The following is a 17,108-nucleotide window of genomic DNA, read 5'->3' as shown; positions in this document are numbered from 1 at the left end:
TATTCCTTTACAATGTTATAATGTTAAACTCTGGTTTTAGTTTTTCAAATAAGGCTCGCAAATCAAATGATACAACTTTAGTCTGTGCCAAGGTCGGCAAAAAGTTAGTATCCCCATTGAAACGTGGTAAAACATGCATATGTAGATGGCTTGGTATGCCAGCTCCGGCTGCTTTTCCTAAATTAAGGCCAACATTAACACCGTGGCAGTGTAAGGTTTTTTTAACAATCTCAATGCTGTGGTTGGTGACTTCCATGAGCTCGATACGTGCGTCACGTGAAAGCGTATTAAGGTCTGCTTTATGATCTAACGGCAATATGAGCAAATGACCTGCGTTATAAGGGTATAGGTTAAGCATTACGGTAACATGCTCAAAGCGTCTAAGAATGAAATGGTGCTCATCCCAGCTTTCACTGAAGTTCTGACAGAAGACACAAGTATTTTTTGGTGTTTTATGATCCTTGCCGTCGACTTCTACAGTGTAATCAGCACGCCATGGCGCATAAAGCTTATTCATAAAAAACCCTTATGGTATCGATTTTTTCTTGGAAAATTATATTAATAGAATAAAGGGGTTTGTGAGTAGTGTCAAAAGGGGTCTTATTTGCAAATTTAATCTATAAAATTACGTGAGTTCGACGTAAGACCCCTTAAAAATTTCGTCTAATGACAATAGAAACTTAGGTCCGCTCGCCCTGAGTGCCGCTCGTAGAGCGGTGTATCGAAGGGTCGGACCTAAAAAAATTAACAATCGAGAGCCAATTTTCCCACTACCCATTCGTTACATTTCTCGCTAAAAATCGCTCGAAACACTCAGGGTGAGCGGGATATCATATCATTCTTTTATACATTTCTTAGACCGAACTCACGTTAAAATTATATATTGTTGCAATATCAATGTGACTCAAGGTAAAACTAAAGTGCAGGCATAAAATATCTGCCTACAGTCACGTGCATTCTTTAGGGGTTTATCTTAAAACACTTATTTAAAAGGAGATTTTTTATGAAGGTCAAATATTATGTATTAGCCGCTTGCATCTTGATGTGCGGGCAAGTACAAGCAAGTTTTTTTAGTGATATAGTTAATACCATCTATAATACGGTAGTCACCGTTGCTAGTGATCTTGAACATGTGGCTGTTTCGGTTGGCAATGCAATCGTTGGTGTTACGCTTGTCCCCACGCTAGAAGGCCTTATGAAATTTGTAGATGGTGTGCTTGTAATAGATCGGAATATGGCAGTGCCTACCACACCAATGGCCAGCGATTCGCGCGCACTTGGTTTGCGGTATAACCAAGTGGCACACATCAAGGTTCACAACGCAACATCAACAACAAAAAAAGCATTTGGAGTACAAAATCCTTTTAACGGCAGCACACTCGCCTATAGCAATCTTGTTGCTGATCAAAATAATAGTTTAGCAGAACAACTTCACGATGGCCTCAGGGTATTTAAAGTACCGGTTCATCCTGTAGCATTTGGTGGAGTCTGTGTTCCATGGGCGGCTCATATTTTGCAAGACAGCGAAATTAATAACGCGATTAATAATAGTATACCAAGTGATTTGAGAGTTGTTTTAAGTCCCGTCATAGATCAAATAAAAAGTAAACAGTGGACTTTCGATTTAACTAATCAACCACTTACCTATGCGTTGGCTACCATAAAAAAATATTTGGATGACAATCGTGATGCCGTCATTACGTTATTCTTAAACATATTTGATCTCACTCAGATGCAACAAACATTCCTCCAAGCACTTGATCAAACAGGCATCATGCAGTATGCGCTTGCACAAAGCACACAACAGCCGTGGCCAACGATACAAGACATGATCAATAGCAACAAGAGACTCGTTTTGTTTACCGACCAAGCCGCATTGCATAATCTTGCTGGATATCCAGGGCTTTTATTTGCTGATGATTTTGTATATTCAGGTGCGTATAGTTTTTCAAGCATAGATGAACTCAATAATGATAGTTGTAGCTTGGTTGCTGTTAACCCAAATGCAGCATGGTATAGAAAGCTTAGTTATAGTAATATCAACGATGACAACACCTTATTTGAACTCAATCATTATATAACTTCTGGGATAGCTGGTAGCCAAGCCTTAGCTCAACAGGCTAATACGTACGCATCACAACAAGCGCATATCGGGCAGTGTAAGAATATTATCCAAAAATTGCCTAATTTACTTAACCTTGATTTCTACGATATTGGGTTTGAGGATAGTAAAAGAACCATCAGAGAATTACAAGATGGTATTATTGCGGCTCTTCAGGCTGCTCAACCGACGCCACCACAACCAGTGCCAACACAACCATCATTAACCCCAGCTCAAAGTGCGGCAGTATCTGCAGCGCAAGGAGCTATTCCGGTAGCGCAAAATCCTGGCAATGCCATTTTCTTTAATGCCGGTGGCGTGGTTCAGTTGGTTAACGCTTTGCAGCAATTTATTAATTCTCCTACAGTTGCTAACGGACAGGCTTTGTTGGATGCAAATATGTCAGCATCAAACCTTGGCAACACGGGTCCTGGAGGTTTTCTCGCTGTAGGTGGTGTTAACGTTTTGACTCCACTCATAGCATATGTAGGACCTCAGCCGACGCCAATGTCGCCAGCCCAAAGTGCGGCAGTATCTGCAGCGCAAGGAGCTATTCCGGTAGCGCAAAATCCTGGCAATGCCATTTTCTTTAATGCCGGTGGCGTGGTTCAGTTGGTTAACGCTTTGCAGCAATTTATTAATTTTCCTACAGTTGCTAATGGACAGGCTTTGTTGGATGCAAATATGTCAGCATCAAACCTTGGTAATACAGGACCTAATGGCTTTCTTGCTGTAGGCGGTGTTGGTAATGCTTTTGCGCTTGTAACAGCGTATGTTCATGCTTGATAGATTGCTGTAATAATAAGCAATGTAATTGTTAGATAATTGGGAAGGGGGGCACGTGGCTCTCTCCTTCCCAAATTTTTTTGATAGGATGTTAGTTTTTGGTCCGAACATGTATAACATGATAGTGCCAGAAACTGAGTGCTAATATAATCATCAATGGCTCAACCGGAAGTCGGAGTCGTGCATAGCCAAATCCACCAGTCATAAACATCACAGCTCCAATCATAAAAAGGAGTTTGAACCATAGAGCGGCTTGCGTTTTGATGTCATCAGAAACATTAAAACGGAGCCATAGTGATTTAACGAGGAATAACCAGATGCCCATGAAGAGCGAAATCCATAGGGCTATGGAAAATAAAAATTCAGTCCAGCAGATCAGGCGCATCCACAGTGGCATTTTTTGTTTATAGAGGCAGAGTGCAACTTTCTCGCTTAGAAATTCTTCAAGTGGATCCCACGTGAATGAGTTGTTGGCAAATGAGACGAGTTGGCTTGAATAAAGATCGAGCGTCGATTTGAGCACTTCGGGCATCCACACTTTAAAAGTAATCCAGGGATGGTCAAGTACAATAGGCCAAGCAACGCATCCAGCAGCAGTATCAGGACATAATATTTTGCCTTTTGCTTGTGCCTTGGCAAGTTCTTGTATCGCCTGTTTATTAGCAACTTGTTGCATGTAATTCCAAGTTTTCTCCAGTGGGATGTTGTGGAGTTCGCGCAAAATTTTTGGTGCAACAAAAGCATTGAGATAGATACCAAACATAGGGCAGAAAAATGGTTTTCCGGTCAATTGATAGTTACGTATATACCATGGGGAAAGCAGGCCAAAAAAGATGAGCATAAATAAGGTAATTTTTTTTGTCTTAGTCCACCAACTATCATGAGCGATAATAGCAAGTAAGAGCATGGCTACCATGCTGACAAATATTCCCATGGGGCGTATCCAGGTTGCAATAGCCAGCATGACCGCAGCGAGAATTATATGGAGTTTCCACCGATGGTCAGATATTAATGTTTGACCATAACAGGTAAAGCTTTTATAAAAAAATAATAAAAATAAATAGAAAAATATGAGCGTGATGCCTTCGGTGAGCAGAAAGGTGCTCGACAATATAAGGCCAAGATGGATAACAGAAATCCATGCAGTTATCCAAGCAATACTGAGTATACTGGTCAACGAGAGCGCAAGAAAAAAAACAATAATAGGGATGACTGAGCAGAGAATGAGTTGAACCCAGATCGCAGCTTTTTGTGCGGGCATATTTTCAGTAAATCCACCATGGCGTATGCCACATTGTTTATAAAAATTGCTCAAGAATAGTGGATAACCTGGCGTGCGCCAAAATATTGGTTGTTTGTTGTTGAGATTGGTCATTCCCTTACCCAAGCCTACGGCTAGAGCTGAATTATGATAATCCATGCTATCGGCTTGCTTGTAACGTTCTTCATGTTGAACATAAAAAAAGAAGGTCGCGGCTCTTAATATGAGAGCGACTATAAAAAGATATGAGAGATTTTTAGCGGTTGGCTTTGCGGTGAGGGATAACATTTTCGATTTCCTTTGATTGATTTTTGGTCTACACGGAGCGTGTAGACTAATGCACCATATTTTTTATGGATGCGCAACCAAAATTGTAAAAGAAGAAGAAATTGTTGGAAATGAATGCGTGGGCCTGTATGAATAATGGGGAGTTAATAATAACTCCCCATGGTAAACATTGTTTGCGGGTTTTATTTTAATTTACTGTAAGCATCTTCGAGTATTTGAAATACTGCTGTAGCACCATCTGCATCATCAGGATTTTTATCTGGATGCCATTGCAACGCTAGCTTTCGATACGCTGATCGTATTTCTGATTTGCTAGCATTTGGATTCACGCCTAATATTTGGTACGGAGTAGCTTTTTTAGAAACACCTAATAAAGCATACGGATTTATTTCTTCAGCTTCTTTTTTTGCAGGTTGGGCATTGCCTAGTGCTGAAAGGTCTAATTTACCAAATATTTTTTCATCGATTTTAAGAATTGCTTTTCGAATAGAATCGGCCCATCCGTTTTTCTTATTCAATGCGCCCTGTTCTTTTTGTGATTGCTGTTTTATGTGATTTTCTAAGGCATCTCTTGTTTGGTATAATAATTCTTGCATTCTATTAACAACGTTAAATGACTGTGAGCTATCGGCTATTGTATCAATAAAAATGTTAAATTGTTGTATGAGGCCATTTGGTTCGCTGTAAAAAAGGTCTTGGAATTGGCTGCGAGTCAAAGGATTTTTATAGCTGTCCGCATATCTTTGTAGGCTTTTTTCGATGTCTGTTATGATTGCGGCAACTGATTTGGCCGGTTTGCCTTGGCTTGCTACAGCATTGTTACTGAAACCTACTAATGCAAGAATAAACACCAAGCTCATTTGTTTAATATTCTTATACATATTTTTCCCTCTATTTTTTATCATTGGCGTGCTGTGAACCTTGGAGTTACCATGTAACTCGACTACAAGATTTTAGGCTTAGTTCTAGCATATAATATTTTCTATTTGAAAATCAATAGATTTATTTTTAAAATAATTCAAAGTAATAAAGTGCGGGATCAAAGGCTTTTTTTATGAATTGAGTTTGGCGTTATACCATAAGGTGAGCAAAAAATAGCAAATATAGGCGATGACGGTTGCCACAACGCAGCCGTAAATAGCAAAATACGGGATTAATAAAATATTAAGGACAATGTTAAGTACTGCAGGTACACATAAGGCAAAGACAAGATACGTCGTCTTTTTGTGAAATTGTATGAGTGCTGAAGCAAAATACGATCCCATTAAAAAAACATGCCCAACAAGAATGAACCAAATGTAGTTGATGGCTTCGTGATATTTCATGGGCAGGAGCCAATAGATAATAGGTCTGCAGATAAAAAATCCAATGGAAATGAGCACAAGCGCTACAACCATGCTGATGTACATAACTTTTTTGTTCCACTGTTCAATGTGCGCTACATCGTGTTTGTTTTCTGCAAATTTCTGAAATAAGTAGGGTAGGTAGGATCCGCTCATGGGATATAAAATAAAAACTTGGTAGAGTGATCCAAACATATCGGCAAGTGAATAAATGCCAACATCGTGCATGGTGCCATAGCGTGCCAAAACCCAGCGGTCGCCCGAAGCCAAAACCCAGCCAAAAAGTACGCTGGGAATGAATGGTAATCCAAGTTTGAGGTAGTAAGAACCTTGTTTAAGGCTGCGAGCGATATTAAAAAACTTGAAGCTTTTTTTGTGTAGATAAGCATGTAGTCCAACCAAGCAGGCAGTGGCTATGCCCAACGTATAGCCGATCATCATGCCGTACACACCCCAACCAAGAACGTAGAGAAACGTAAGATTGGCGGTAATGGTGAGTAACGCGACAATTGTTTGCAGGGTGGTCAGATGTAGGGCTTTGGTTTGATATTGGAGAACTTGATAAAAAAGTTCTGCAAAAAAATACATAAAGCAATAGAGTAACATAATGGAGATCAGTGTTGTGTTTGCATTGCCCATAAAGCAATATGTGTTGATGAGTGGGGCATTATAAAGCAATAAACAAAAAAGCGGGATGGCAAGCATGAGATAGATAACGATAATGGTGTTGACCATGGTGTGACGCTGTGAACTATCGCAATGGAAAAATTCTAAATAAAAAACTTGCCGTAAGCCAAAGCCACTAAAGATTACCAGAATATTATTAAAGCTGGTCATCATGGATAAAAATCCATAATCGCTAGGGCTCAACATTGCCAGCGTAAAAGGTGTCATCACCATGGAAATGCTGCGCAAAATAATTGAGCCTGCAGAATAAATTAAAAAGTTTTTGATAACAATAATGGGCAAAAATTGTGCAAGCGTGGCAGTTATTTTTTGTTTAAACGATTGTTTTTGGCGTTCTTTGTCTATTGTTAGCATGGCATTCTCTTAACCCTTTTAGGTACCCTTTGATATAGTTCATATTGCGTAGTGCTATTGCTTCTACAAATAATCCTATAATGCTCCAATAGAATGCTAAAAGTTTTAATCGATTTCGAGGATAAAAATTTTTATAAAAAAGATAATGATAATTTTTGATATACATTGCTCGTGTATCAACAACACGGTCACGTGCCAAGGGGCTGACCATATGTTGCATTTTAGCTAACGGATTATAAAAAAGCGGTGCTCGGTAGGAAACGCGACGAGAAAAATCGCAATCTTCCATAAACGCGTAGCCGCCAAGATTTTCGTCAAATGATTCTAATGCAAATGCTGCCCTGCGGTATGCCATGCAGCAGCCACCTAGAACTTCCACATCCATAAAATGCTTCATGCCATACGGATGGGTTGGCAATCCTGATGCATTAAATTTTCCCGAAGCATAGTCTCGTTGTAAACCAAAAAGAGCCTTGACCCAATTGTACACTATTTTTTTTGATGAAATGTTGGTGACGTCACCCATGCCGCCGGCATAATGAGGATATTTGGTAAAAGTGTTATTCATATGTTCTAGATAGTCTGGTTGCAAAATAACGTCGTCATCAAAAAAGTATACAACCTGTTGTTTGGCGAGCGACGTGCCAACGTTACGCTGATAGGGTAAGCCAGGTTTTGTGTGTTGGTAGACTAATCTGCTGTTTGGAAAATTTGCGGGAGTAAAAATAACATTAAATGATTGTTCTTTATCTAGTGGCACGGTGCTGCTATCGACTACAATAAGTTCCGTAGGAGCAACTGTTTGTGTGCGCAGCGATTCTAGACAGATAAGCATATCGGGTAGTCTGTTGCGTGTACAAATAATCACACTGCTTGTTACAGGTTTCATGTACTCTCCTTGTAATCTCTAAAAAAATTCTATTGATACCATAATAGATTTATTATTTTTTTGAATGAGCAATCGTTTTGCCCACATGATGAATGCTATGCAAGCAATGATCATCATGGCGAGTATGTTTCCTCTAATAGCAATAGGATTTGCAATACTACAGATATGGGCAATTCCCTGGCTGATCATAAACAGAGCCGAGATGCATGGTATTGTGTTATACGTGAATTCTTTTATAAATACGCTTGCGACAATAATTGTTAGAGTAATCGCAATGCTGGAAAGTATCCAAAAAGGTACATAGATAATGGTTGTTATATACATTACAATACTGCCAGTGCCCGCTAACAATACAATAATACCCCGTGGCGTTGTACGCCAATAATACGACGCATAATGGATAATGCTGCATAACAACATAATCATGCAAGTCAGAGCAATGTAGCTCATGATGTTGGCAGTGATAGCGTTAAGCCATGGCAGATAGGTTCCTGGAGCATCAAAGTCCGCCCATACTGAGCTCATGCACGGTAATTTTTTTTGTAATATACGGTATGCATCGCTTGCTAATAAGCCAATCATGCTGCCAAAAATAAACGAGAGACTATTGCTTACTTTTGTATTAGCCAGAACTATAGTGTTGAATACGGTAAAAATAAGGCCTAGGAATAATGCGACAATCACCATGCCAAACCAATTGGTATCCACAAGCATAAGAATTTTACTGAATAACGATGTGTGGTGGTTGAGGGATGCTTTTAATAGATAACCTTTGTTGAGGGCATTGATGCCGTATAAAAAGCAAAGCGGGAGGGCGTATTTCATCGATTCTTGTAGTACGGGAGGATAGTAAAAAAAGAGGATCCAGAGAGCACCAAAAAATAATGCATACATCAGAACGATGGTAAGGATTTTGAGTAGTGTGGTGTAGTGGTTCGTGGTTTGGTCGCTTACATCAACGCCAATGTGATTCAGTAACGTATCGATCTCTTTTTTATACGTGCTATAAGGTCTTAAGCTGTGGCAATCGATATAGTAACCTTTTTTTAGTAGGTTAACATCGTAGAGCATAAAGTTTTCTCGATAGATGCGGCGTTCTATTGCGTGGCCAAGCTTCACTAGTCTGTTAGTATTCTTTTCAAATTCATTGGCGTAATTATACAAAATACGTTCATCGCTACTCCAACCATAATCGAGCTGAGCCCATTCTTTAATAATACGAGGAATGTCTGCAACGCTTTGCATGTTGAATACTTCTTTAAACACTTTCCCTTTTGCCGCAACAGGCCATAAATGATAGCGCAATGTTTCCCATGGATAAGCCTTATCGCGATAGATGACAAACTTGTCTTCAGGAATATCGACTATTGAATCGAAAAAATAATCTTTAGTGAGCGGGAATGCATCAATGTCCCACAGCATTGAAACTTCTTCTTCAAAATAAGCTGGTAATAATAAGCGTATGACTTGTGCTTGAAAGGCCGTTGAAATACCAGGAAGTGGTTCAAAGCGTATTACATCACCTAAGGATTCATCTACCACCACGCTTTTGTCAGCTATCAAAGCTAAAGTAGGTTGCATGCCCAAGACCTGCTTGCAGGTTTTGGCAACGATAGGCCAAAATTCAAGATACCGTGGATTTGCGTCTGTTGCGACAATCATGCGGTTTAATGTTAAAGGAAACGTAACTGAACATTGTGTAAAGAGAATACCGAGTAAGATTTTTTTTATATAATTATAACACATAGCATCTCCTTATAGTTGAGCCTCTTTTATATCTTAAACTTTTCTCCTCGCCGTCGTCCCTGAGGGCAGTCCGAATTTATGAGGACGAACTTGAAGGGTTTGTATTCTAACAAGCTACTTGCTTTTAATCCAGTTACTATTGTTGTCTTCAAAGACCCTTCAAGTTCGCTCGTTTCACTCACTACCTTCCAGCCGTCGCTCTTCGAGCTATGGCGGACGCGGTCAGGGAAGACGGCGGAGGGTCTGTTCACTTTTACAAACCATTTAAGCAAAATTATTTAAAATGCGTGCAGATTGCACGGACGATTTTAAGTCAGATGTCCAAAATAAGCAAACTAAAAAAAATACGTTATTTTTTAAAAAACCACTTAATATTCACCCAGCTACCTGCCCAGTGATGCACAGCAAATGATTCTGGCTTAAGTAAGGAAAGAATATTTTTGGGGTCAGGTGCACCATAGCGTAAGCCAACCGGATAAAAGTACCGTGCTGGAAACGCAATAGTTGTGCCGGGACAATCGGCAGCCACGGCGCGAAATGCTCGCGTAAAATGTACCGGGCCGGTGCGTTCAATAATATTTTTGTGCTGTTGGTTAGTAGGTATAGTTTCTACGCATTTTTTTAGTATGGGATGATCAGGAGGTCCTGCAAAGAGTGCAGCGCCCAGGGCTAGTGTTTCGTCCAGTGGTTGAATGCCAGTGTAAAAATCATAACAGTAGTGCAGTAGGTCGAGTGGTTTAAAACATTCAAAATCGATATCAAGATAAACGCCGCCTAACATATACACGATTTCATATCTGAGGATGTCTGTTTTTTCGCCAAGGTTTATTGTTGTGTCATAATATTTTTGATTGTACAAGTCGAGATGCTTGATATCAACAACAATAGATTGTCCTGCATAGGTACCTTGAGAGAGGCTAGTTTTTAGCGTAGCAATATCTTCTACTAGGGTTCCCAGACCGTAGTTGATTGGATTGTCGGTCCAGAAAATATGTGTCCATGTTGGATGGTGGTGTAGCCAGCTGTTGCGCCATGCGTGAAACTTTTTAGGAAATACATTGCCTACCCATATTTGATGAGTAATAGTAGGAATTTTTAATGTGGAACTCGGCGTGATAGTGGTGAGATTATTACGCTCATAGAGCGATCGAAAAAATGCCATTAATGAACTGGCTGATTCTGGTGATGATGCGATAGTGTATACACCTTTTGTCGCCTTCATGCATTTTTCGTAGTAGTAAGATCCTTTGCCCATTGATTTGTCAAAGCTTATAGCGTAAGGATTGGCGGTGTTGGAGGGTTCATCGTCATGGTAGGGTACAAAAAATCGTTTGATGGAAAACAATGTTCTTTTGATGGGGTTTAATGACATTGTACGGTCTCCTGGAATAGAGCTTCATAGGCATGTAACATTTTTTTGAAACTAAAGTTGTTTTCTACCGTGTCTCGTGCGTGTATGCCGAGTTGTTGTGATAGTCCAGGATCTTGGATAAGACGTAGGTAGTTTTGTGCAAGTGCCTGTGGCGTTGCTGTGGGAATCAAAAGGCCGTTAAATTCATGCTTGAGAACCATATGCGTTGGATCAACATCCGCAATAACACAGGGAAGATTAAAACTCATGGCTTCGAGCAGTGCAACAGAAATGCCTTCTTGATTGTAGGCGAGTGAAAAACAATCAAACAACGGATAATAACGATAGGCTGGTTGATCGATAATAAAAATAACTTGAGCGCTGATGCCAAGTTCTTGTGCTTGTTGGCGTAATTGTTGTTCTAATGGTCCTAGGCCCACGAGCATTAATCGTGCATGAGGCGCTTGTTGATGTACGAGTGCAAATGCTTTAAGCATGATGTCGTACTGTTTTATTGGGACAAATCGGCCTACAGAGCCGATGACAAAATGTTCCGGTGTTAGGCCAAGTGATGCACGTTCAACGTTTTCATGCGCAGCTTTGGTGTGGAGTAATGCACCGTCAACGCCATTAGGGATGATGGTTATACGCGCAGGAGAAATCCACGTGCTGCGCGTGGTAAGTGATGTTGCAACGTTTGGTGAGATAGCAATAAAAGCATCAGCAAAACGGGTTGTGCAACGGTCAATACTGTTACGTAAAAAACCATCTTGACTGACTTTATTGTGCAATGCGCAAACGATAGGAATATTCAGCATGCGGGCAATAACTCTGCCGGTGTTGTTGGCAGCCCACAGTTGTGTATGCATACAATCGGGGTTAATTTTTTTTATCGTAGTGTAAAGACGTTTGAAGAAAATTGGGTCGTACAGCGCGATAGCGCCTTTAATATGATACGTCGGCACACCTGCCTTTTTCAGACAATCGCTATGAGGTCCATCATGAAAATAAATAACATGGTGTTCAAATTTTTGGCCATCCATAGTGTTGATTAAATCGCAGAGTAGTGTTTCTGCGCCGCCAACTTTTAGGCTCGATGTAACATGCAATAATTGTATTTTTGTCATCGAGGCGCTTTCTTTTATTCAACATTTTTTTGCTACATGACCATAACTGCTGCTGTTATTCTTGTCCAGAAAAAACCAATAATACATCAAAAAAAATGGTTACTATTTTGCCAAGGTCGGGTTAGACTACCTCGAAGATATAGTAAAGCAGTTGACTCAAGAGGAAGCGTATGAGACAAGTATTTGTAGAAAAAGGGATTGTTGTTGTCAAAGAAGTGAGCCAACCGTTGCTCGACGATCATTCCGTACTCGTTTCGGTGCATTATTCATGTATTAGCTCAGGCACCGAAATTGCTACCATCAAAAATGCTCAAGACAGCATGCTGACTAATGTCCCCTATAAAATTAAAAAAGTTATCGAATCAGTCGTGAGTCATGGTTTTGATGGCACCAAGGCGTTAATAAAAAGTACGTTGGTCGGTCAAACTAAAGTTATTGGTTATTCATGTTCTGGTCGCGTTATTGCAGTAGGCAGCAAAGTAACCAAGTTTTTTTCAGGTGATTTAGTTGCCTGTGCTGGTGAAGGTCTTGCCAACCATGCTGATATTATTTGTGTGCCAGAAAATTTAGTGGCCAAAGTATCCGCGCAAGAATATTTAAAATCAGCAAGTTTAACCACCATGGGTGCGATTGCATTGCAAGGCATCAGGCGCGCACAGGTTCAACTAGGTGAAGTAGTATGTGTAGTAGGTTTAGGCCTTCTAGGTCACCTTACTGTCCAGCTTGCAAAATTATCCGGCTGCACGGTGATTGGTATTGATCTTATTCCTGAGCGGTTGGCGTCAGCAAAAGAATGTGGTGCCGATTATGTATACGCTGCTGATGACGAACAACTTACTGCTGATATTAATTTTTTAACGCATCACTATGGTGTTGATACAACGATTATTACTGCCGCATCTGAGAGTGATACCATTATGCAACAAGCCATGGAAATCACGCGTAAAAAGGGCAAAGTAGTGCTTGTTGGTGATGTTGGTTTACATATTGCTCGCGAGCCATTCTATAAAAAAGAAATTGATTTCTTAATCTCGTGTTCGTATGGGCCAGGAAGTTATGATGCTTCATACGAAAAAAAAGGTCACGATTATCCGTATGCCTACGTTCGTTGGACTGAAAATAGAAATATGCAAGCGTTCATACAGCTCATCGAATCAGGTAAAATAAAGATTGATACGCTGGTGTCGCAAGAAACTGATTTAGAAGATATTGTGGAAGCCTACGAGCATATTCAAAAACACAAATCGCTCGGTATTATTGTGCGCTATGGCAAAAAAAGTGAAGCTACGGTGCGTGACTTTACTGTCGAGCCTGCGGTGAAAGCCTTAGAATTTTTTGAGCCGCAGTCAGTGCGCTTTATTCCCGCTCGAAAAGATACCATGCGTGTTGGTATTGTTGGTGCTGGCTCTTTTGCAAAAATTAAATTAATACCAGCTCTTGCTAAAATAAATGGCGTAAAAATTAGTGCTATTGTTGATGCGGATGTTACCAATGCATTGAGTGTTACTAAATTGTATGGTGCAGCACACGCATTGGTGAATGATCAAGATTTATTCAAAGATGATTTGGTTGATGTGGTGGTCATCGCATCGCCGCATAAATTTCATTATGAGCAGGCCATACATGCATTGCAAAATGGCAAAGCGGTGTTTATGGAAAAACCGATGGTGACCAACCTCGAACAGTTTTCTAAATTAAATGACTTTTTAACACTGCATCCTGAAATGCCTTTTTGTGTTGATTATAATCGTTCATTTTCTCCCTACATGCAAAAAGTTAAGCAGGCAGTTGTAGGGCGCCATGCTCCGATGGTTATTCACTATCGCATGAATGCGGGCTTTATTCCTAAAGAGCATTGGATTCAAACGGACAGCGGTGCTGGCAGAATTATTGGTGAAGCATGCCACATTCTCGATCTTTTCTGTTTCTTGACTGATTCAAAACCATTAGCGGTTTCTGTTGAGGCATTGCACAGTTCAAATGATGATCTTTTTCCTACCGATAATTTTTCTGCACAAATTAGTTTTGAAGATGGTTCAATTTGTTCGTTGTTGTATACAGCGCTTGGCCATAGCCAGCTTGGCAAGGAGCGCATGGAGCTCTTTTTTGATTCCAAGACTATTGTCATGGATGACTATACACAGTTGCATGGTTTTGGATTTCCGAGTACTTTTCATGCAACAACAGCGTTTCCTGACACGGGGCACGAAGCATTGTTGCATGAATTTTTTGCAAATATTAAGAAGCCGGTATTCAAATCGCCTATCAGCTTGCAACGTTTAAATACCGTTGCTGAGTTGACCTTGGCAATTGATACACTAGCCTGTCAGGGCGGTGGCATGAAGGAACTCATCGTATAAAAAAAGGAAGCAGTATGAAAAGTAAGTTGATAGTGTTAGGAGCATTAACATTGGCAGTAAACACAGCTCAAGCGATACATAATGCACAGCATGTCTATTGTGTAATTCTTGCCGGCGGCGTCGGCGAACGCTTGTGGCCATTGTCTCGACAAAGTAAACCCAAACAACTGTTGGCAGTCGGGCAGACTGAAACACTCCTCGAGCAATCCATTGATCGTGTACGTTCAATAGTGCCACAAAAAAATATTCGTGTATGCACCACGCAGCAACATACACAAGGTGTAGCAGATCTTGTTGGTGATTCTATTGGTAACATTATTATTGAGCCTGGGTCGCGCAATACCGGTCCGGCAATATTATTAAGTTGTTGTGAAATTTATGAAAAAGACCCACAAGCGGTCATTGTTTTTCTACCAGCCGATCCTTTTATTCCAACTAAAGATACGCATATATTTTCTCAGTTTTTGGAACATGCTATTGATTTTGTAACCCATAACGATCGCATCGCGTTGTTTGGCGCCAAACCAACGTACGCTGCAACGGGGTATGGTTACATTGAATTTGATGATATGGTACAAGGGCAGTCGCCATTTCCAGTGAAAAAATTTCATGAAAAACCATCATTAGCCCGCGCACAAGAATATATTCAATCAAAGACCATGTTGTGGAATATTGGTATGTTCTGTGCCAAGGCGAGCGTCTTTATAGATGAATTTAAGCAGCTTGCCTCAGAGATGTATGATGGTGTTGTCTCATACCGTGCGGGAAGCACTTCTTACGATGCCATTAAATCAGATTCAATAGATTATGCGGTGATGGAAAAAAGCTCACGCGTCAGTGTGTTGCCGGTTGATTTTTCTTGGTGCGATGTTGGTAATATCGAAATATTTTTATCGATTAAAAATGTCTGCGGCGGATTGAATGTGAGCAATGTCTTTGAAACAGAATCGCATAATAATCTCGTTGATGTGCCCAATAAGTTGGTTGCGCTGATCGGCGTTGATGATTTATGCATTGTTGAAACAGACCATGTCTTGTTAATTACAAAGCGCGATGAAGCTGAAAAAGTACGAGCGATTGTCAAACAGCTCAAACAGAAAGAGCTGACAGAATATCTTTAAATTTTGATGTATACTTTATGATATCTGTTATTTTTTAAAAATATGGGGAAAGTATGTTGAGAAGCTTGCCAACTGATGTGAGTTCATTCAAGACGCTGAGAACAGGCGATTATACCTATGTAGATAAGACTGAACACATGTATAATTTATTTAGTGGTGGTTCTCGCTACTATTTTTTATCTCGTCCCCGCCGTTTTGGTAAATCGCTTCTCATATCGACCCTGTATGAATTATTTTCTGGTAACAAAGCATTGTTTGATGGTCTTTGGATCAGTACGAGCTCTTACGATTGGCAGGAGTACCCCGTTATTCAGCTCGATTTTTCAACGATCGATTATAAAACACCTCAAGAATTGGATGCTAGTTTGCAGTGGACTCTCGATGCCATAGCAAAGAGTTATGGTGTTGATGTTTCAGGCGCTCCTGGTCTTAAGCTAAAATTAAGGTCTTTGGTCGAGCAATTGTCACAAAAAAATAAAGTTGTAGTCCTCATCGATGAATACGACAAGCCGATTCTTGATCATCTTAAAAATGTACATGAGGCAGAAGCGATCAGAGATGCGCTCAGGGGTTTTTATGATGCGCTTAAGGGCCTGGATAGCCATCTGCGTGCCATTTTTATAACCGGAGTTACCAAATTTGCAAAGACCTCAATATTCTCTGGTATCAATAATCTTAACGATATTAGCATAAAGCCCGAAGCGGCATCTCTGTTGGGGTATACCTATGTAGAGATTACACAATCTTTTGGTCCACATCTTGAGCAGCTTGCACAACAACATGGCCATGGCGTGGACAATGAGTTGGCTCTTATACAACAATGGTACAATGGCTATCAATTTTCAGATAAAGACATTAAAGTGTATAACCCATTTTCGGTGTTGTATTATTTAAAGGATGCAAAGTTAAGGAATTACTGGTTTGAATCGGGAACGCCTTCATTTTTGGTAACGTATTTACGGACGCAATACGATACCTTGCAAGAGCTATCGCTTGTAGAATTGTCACCAGAGAGTCTAAGCTCATTTCAAATACATGACATTCCTCTCATCCCGTTGCTGTTTCAAACCGGGTATTTAACGATTATTGCTTACAACCCCGTTAAAGATACTTTTAGGTTGGGCTTTCCCAACGTAGAGGTGGCGGACTCCTTCAATAAATTTCTTGTGGCGACATTGGCGCACAGCAATGTGGTCACCATTGACACGGCACAAGATCGTTTACTGAGGGCCTTAGAAGCTTATGATCTAAAGCAGTTTTGCAAAAGTCTTCAAGCTCTTTTTGCGCATATTCCTTATACGTTGCATATCAAAAAAGAAAGTTATTATCATTCCTTGTTTCAATTTTTGATGAGCTTGTTATCACGCAAAGCTCAATCTGAGATTCTTACCAATCAAGGTAGAATAGATTTGGTTGTCAGCACAAAAACGTATCGGTATATCTTTGAGCTGAAGTTGAATGTTGATAGTCAAAAAGCGCTTGAGCAAATTCTGAACAAGCGTTATTACGAGAGCTTCATAGATTGTGGCAAGAAGATCATCCTTGTTGGATTATCATTTAAGATGCATGAAGGCACTTTTGATGTAGAATATAGTTCGCAAGAAATGGTTGCTAAGTAGCTGAAAAAAAGTTGAGAGAGTGCTTGTAGAAAGCGATACCATAAAACTGACGACACTGTTGTCAGAAATAGGATT

12 protein-coding genes are annotated in these 17,108 nt (G+C 40.2%); 4 read left to right on the top strand and 8 right to left on the bottom strand.

Annotated features, from left to right (window positions below):
- Positions 1-7: 7 nt before the first annotated feature.
- Positions 8-517 carry an HIT domain-containing protein gene (locus NTX86_03515; GenBank protein ID MCX5922371.1) on the bottom strand — a complete coding sequence of 170 codons (510 nt, stop codon included), beginning with the start codon at positions 515-517 and terminating at the stop codon, positions 8-10.
- A gap of 486 nt (positions 518-1,003) precedes the next feature.
- Here NTX86_03515 and NTX86_03510 point away from each other — a divergent pair, with 486 nt between their 5' ends.
- A complete protein-coding gene (locus NTX86_03510) occupies positions 1,004-2,887 on the top strand; it encodes a hypothetical protein (GenBank protein ID MCX5922370.1) in 1,884 nt (627 codons plus the stop codon).
- 91 nt (positions 2,888-2,978) lie between these two features.
- On the opposite strand, the gene NTX86_03505 is transcribed toward NTX86_03510, so the two are convergent.
- From NTX86_03505 to NTX86_03475, 7 genes are all read right to left on the bottom strand, one after another.
- A complete protein-coding gene (locus NTX86_03505; protein ID MCX5922369.1) occupies positions 2,979-4,436 on the bottom strand; it encodes a hypothetical protein in 1,458 nt (485 codons plus the stop codon).
- A 182-nt stretch (positions 4,437-4,618) separates the two neighbouring features.
- Complete coding sequence (locus NTX86_03500) at positions 4,619-5,317, bottom strand: DnaJ domain-containing protein (GenBank protein ID MCX5922368.1); 699 nt, start codon at positions 5,315-5,317, stop codon at positions 4,619-4,621.
- 171 nt (positions 5,318-5,488) lie between these two features.
- Positions 5,489-6,820 (bottom strand): oligosaccharide flippase family protein, encoded by a 1,332-nt coding sequence (locus tag NTX86_03495; protein ID MCX5922367.1) that lies wholly within the window; start codon positions 6,818-6,820, stop codon positions 5,489-5,491.
- Positions 6,780-7,709: a glycosyltransferase gene (locus NTX86_03490; protein ID MCX5922366.1), complete on the bottom strand. Its 930-nt coding sequence runs from the start codon at positions 7,707-7,709 to the stop codon at positions 6,780-6,782. The genes NTX86_03495 and NTX86_03490 overlap by 41 nt, the downstream gene beginning before the upstream one ends.
- 18 nt (positions 7,710-7,727) lie before the next feature.
- Positions 7,728-9,455: a hypothetical protein gene (locus NTX86_03485; protein ID MCX5922365.1), complete on the bottom strand. Its 1,728-nt coding sequence runs from the start codon at positions 9,453-9,455 to the stop codon at positions 7,728-7,730.
- Between the two features lie 349 nt (positions 9,456-9,804).
- Positions 9,805-10,827 (bottom strand): glycosyltransferase, encoded by a 1,023-nt coding sequence (locus tag NTX86_03480; GenBank protein MCX5922364.1) that lies wholly within the window; start codon positions 10,825-10,827, stop codon positions 9,805-9,807.
- Positions 10,818-11,933 carry a glycosyltransferase gene (locus NTX86_03475; GenBank protein MCX5922363.1) on the bottom strand — a complete coding sequence of 372 codons (1,116 nt, stop codon included), beginning with the start codon at positions 11,931-11,933 and terminating at the stop codon, positions 10,818-10,820. The genes NTX86_03480 and NTX86_03475 overlap by 10 nt, the downstream gene beginning before the upstream one ends.
- Positions 11,934-12,103: 170 nt before the next feature.
- Here NTX86_03475 and NTX86_03470 point away from each other — a divergent pair, with 170 nt between their 5' ends.
- The 3 genes from NTX86_03470 to NTX86_03460 are packed head-to-tail and all read left to right on the top strand — an operon-like array spanning position 12,104 to position 17,033.
- Positions 12,104-14,293, top strand: coding sequence for a bi-domain-containing oxidoreductase (locus NTX86_03470; GenBank protein ID MCX5922362.1), 2,190 nt, complete (start codon positions 12,104-12,106; stop codon positions 14,291-14,293).
- A gap of 14 nt (positions 14,294-14,307) precedes the next feature.
- A complete protein-coding gene (locus NTX86_03465; protein MCX5922361.1) occupies positions 14,308-15,414 on the top strand; it encodes a mannose-1-phosphate guanylyltransferase in 1,107 nt (368 codons plus the stop codon).
- Positions 15,415-15,467: 53 nt separating this feature from the next.
- A complete protein-coding gene (locus NTX86_03460) occupies positions 15,468-17,033 on the top strand; it encodes an AAA family ATPase (protein MCX5922360.1) in 1,566 nt (521 codons plus the stop codon).
- Positions 17,034-17,108: the final 75 nt, after the last annotated feature.

The sequence above is a fragment of the Candidatus Dependentiae bacterium genome, assembly GCA_026389015.1.
Lineage (GTDB): Bacteria > Babelota > Babeliae > Babelales > Vermiphilaceae > JAPLIR01.
Note: the sequence above shows the minus strand (reverse complement) of the source record. Positions and strands in the feature narration are given on the sequence as shown.

Coding starts and splice junctions, on each gene's coding strand:
- NTX86_03475 (MCX5922363.1), bottom strand. CDS start 11,933: ATGACAAAAATACAATTATTGCATGTTACATCGAGCCTAAAAGTTGGC.
- NTX86_03465 (MCX5922361.1), top strand. CDS start 14,308: ATGAAAAGTAAGTTGATAGTGTTAGGAGCATTAACATTGGCAGTAAAC.
- NTX86_03490 (MCX5922366.1), bottom strand. CDS start 7,709: ATGAAACCTGTAACAAGCAGTGTGATTATTTGTACACGCAACAGACTA.
- NTX86_03470 (MCX5922362.1), top strand. CDS start 12,104: ATGAGACAAGTATTTGTAGAAAAAGGGATTGTTGTTGTCAAAGAAGTG.
- NTX86_03495 (MCX5922367.1), bottom strand. CDS start 6,820: ATGCTAACAATAGACAAAGAACGCCAAAAACAATCGTTTAAACAAAAA.
- NTX86_03485 (MCX5922365.1), bottom strand. CDS start 9,455: ATGTGTTATAATTATATAAAAAAAATCTTACTCGGTATTCTCTTTACA.
- NTX86_03510 (MCX5922370.1), top strand. CDS start 1,004: ATGAAGGTCAAATATTATGTATTAGCCGCTTGCATCTTGATGTGCGGG.
- NTX86_03460 (MCX5922360.1), top strand. CDS start 15,468: ATGTTGAGAAGCTTGCCAACTGATGTGAGTTCATTCAAGACGCTGAGA.
- NTX86_03500 (MCX5922368.1), bottom strand. CDS start 5,317: ATGTATAAGAATATTAAACAAATGAGCTTGGTGTTTATTCTTGCATTA.
- NTX86_03515 (MCX5922371.1), bottom strand. CDS start 517: ATGAATAAGCTTTATGCGCCATGGCGTGCTGATTACACTGTAGAAGTC.
- NTX86_03480 (MCX5922364.1), bottom strand. CDS start 10,827: ATGTCATTAAACCCCATCAAAAGAACATTGTTTTCCATCAAACGATTT.
- NTX86_03505 (MCX5922369.1), bottom strand. CDS start 4,436: ATGTTATCCCTCACCGCAAAGCCAACCGCTAAAAATCTCTCATATCTT.